This window comes from Streptomyces sp. NPDC002265 (assembly GCF_040296125.1).
Lineage (GTDB): Bacteria > Actinomycetota > Actinomycetes > Streptomycetales > Streptomycetaceae > Streptomyces.
On record NZ_JBEOWS010000642.1, the window covers coordinates 1 to 2171 of the forward strand.

At 72.6% G+C, this 2171-nt stretch carries 1 protein-coding gene and 1 pseudogene; both read right to left on the reverse strand.

What is annotated here, in order from left to right; genetic code table 11:
• Positions 1-20 precede the first annotated feature (20 nt).
• A complete protein-coding gene (locus ABT085_RS45865; protein WP_351623085.1) occupies positions 21-908 on the reverse strand; it encodes a FadR/GntR family transcriptional regulator in 888 nt (295 codons plus the stop codon).
• A 162-nt stretch (positions 909-1070) separates the two neighbouring features.
• Positions 1071-1886, reverse strand: a pseudogene (locus tag ABT085_RS45870) (ABC transporter ATP-binding protein); the annotation flags it as partial.
• Positions 1887-2171 lie beyond the last annotated feature (285 nt).

The window sequence follows — 2171 nt, forward strand, 5'->3', positions numbered from 1 at the left end:
GGATCGCCCGCGGTGCGCGGTCAGTGCTCGCGCGGCGCGGGCACCACACGGTCCACCTCAGGGTGGGTGGTGAGGAGCAGACGCATGGCCGTCTCGGCCGCCGCTCCGTCGCCCTCGGCGAGGGCTTCGACGATCCTGCCGTGGTGGGCCAGGGACGCCTCGCTCGGCCGGTCACAGCCCGTGACCGGGCCTCCGGAGACCTGGAGGGCGGCGGACACGATCCCGGAGAGGTGCTCCAGCATGCGGTTGCCCGCGACCTGGATGAGCAGCGAGTGGAACTCGGCGTCGGCCCTGGAGAAGGTGAGGGCGTCACCCTGGCCCATGGCGTGGCCCATGATCTCGACCATGTCCCCCAGCCGCTGCTGGACGTCCTCACGACCGTGCCCGGCGGCGAGCCTGGCGGCGAGCGGCTCGATCGTCCAGCGCAGCTCGCTCAGCTCGCGGCGCTGGTCGTCCCGCTGCGGCCCGAAGGCCCGCCACTCGATGATGTCGGGGTCCAGGAGGTTCCAGTCGCTGACGGGGCGCACCCGCGTGCCCACGTTCGGACGGGCGCTGACCAGGCCCTTGGCCTCCAGCACGCGGAGCGACTCGCGGACCACCGTCCGGGAGACCTCGAAGCGCTGCCCGATCTCCTCGGGCACCAGCGGCCGGTCGGCGCCCAGGTCGCCGGAGACGATCATCTGACCCAGCTGCTGAACGAGTTGGCCGTGCAGTCCGCGACCGCGGCTGCCCGCGGCCCGCCGGCCCACGCGGCCCAGCTCCGGCTCGGCTCCTTCCCATACGGTAGATCCGACCCGTTCACCGACGGAGGCCTCGGTGTAGGGATAGCGGTCGAGTTCGCCCGGGCCGACGAGGCCGGAGTCGGCGGAGCGGGCGACGGTCATCATGGTGTGCGCAAGGGTACTCACGGATCCTTTGTCGGCGCCGTCTCCAACTCCCTTGAGGTCTTTGGTGAAAAGCACACGAAAGGGTGATCGCTCACCCCGTCGCAATTGACGCCTTATCGGAAAGAAATGGGCGCACTCCGGGGAGTTGTGCGCAGGCCGGGATGGGAAGCGCACGATCGGTGATCACCGGGCCCTGCTGCGCAGGGTCGTGAGCAGATAGGCGCAGAGCAGCGCGGCGAGCGACAACGTCATTGCGCCACCCACGGGTTGGACGATCACGCGGGCCACTCCCGCCAGATACCGCTCGCCCCCGAAGGGCCACTGCCACAGGAACACCTCGCGCAGCCGCACCGAGACCCCGGCCGCTCTCCGTACAGACGCTCCCTGAAAGGCCTTCTGTACGAGTGGTACGACGACGACGGGTACCGCGACCACCGCGGCAAGCCCGGCGGAGGTGGACCGGAAGACACCCGCCGCCAGTACGCCGGCCCAGGCACAGCCGACCACGAGGCCGGCCCAGGCGAAGCACAGCGAGAACCAGTCGGCAGGAACCTGGGCGAGCTCTCGTCCGTATACGACATAGAGCGCTTCCGCGTCGCAGCCCACCGTGAGGAAGGCCAGCAGCAGCGCGGTGGCGGCGGAGACCAGGAGCTTGGCCGCGAGCAGGCCGAGCCGACGGGGCACGGTGCCGCGATCCGCCGCGAGGGCGGGATGGCGGAACTCGTCCCCGAAGGCGAGCGCACCGAGCAGCCCGGCGCCCAGCGCCGCGGGCGGCAGCGGAAGCTCCCGCGGCCAGGCCGCCAGCAGTCGCGGCTGAGGGGTGTGCCCGGCGCGGGCCAGGAGTACGGCGGTGAGAGCCGAGGTGACGAGCACGGCGCCGGCCGTGAAGAACCCGGTGCCGATGCCGGTGGCACGGCGGAGCTCGTAGCGAAGGGGACGGAGGGGACTGGGGGCGGGGCGGACGGAGATCGGGGGCGGGAGGTCGGACAGTGAGTCGAGCGCGCCCGGCCCGGCGGGGCGGGCGGTGCGCGCCGCCGTGCGCTGGCCCGGAGTGCGCGGGAGGTGGACGCCCGGGCGTCCCGCGGCACCCGTCCCGTCGGCCGCGGGAGGCTCGGCGGGCATGGGTGACGTTCCGGTGGCGTGAGGTTCGGCTGCCTCCGCCGAGGATGCCCCGTCGGGGACCGGCACGGCGGAAGCAGGCGGCCGCCGGTCATCTGAGAACGCGGACAGGGTCCCGGTCGTTCACCTCTGACGACCGGGACCCCACGCGTTACCCGACCCCGC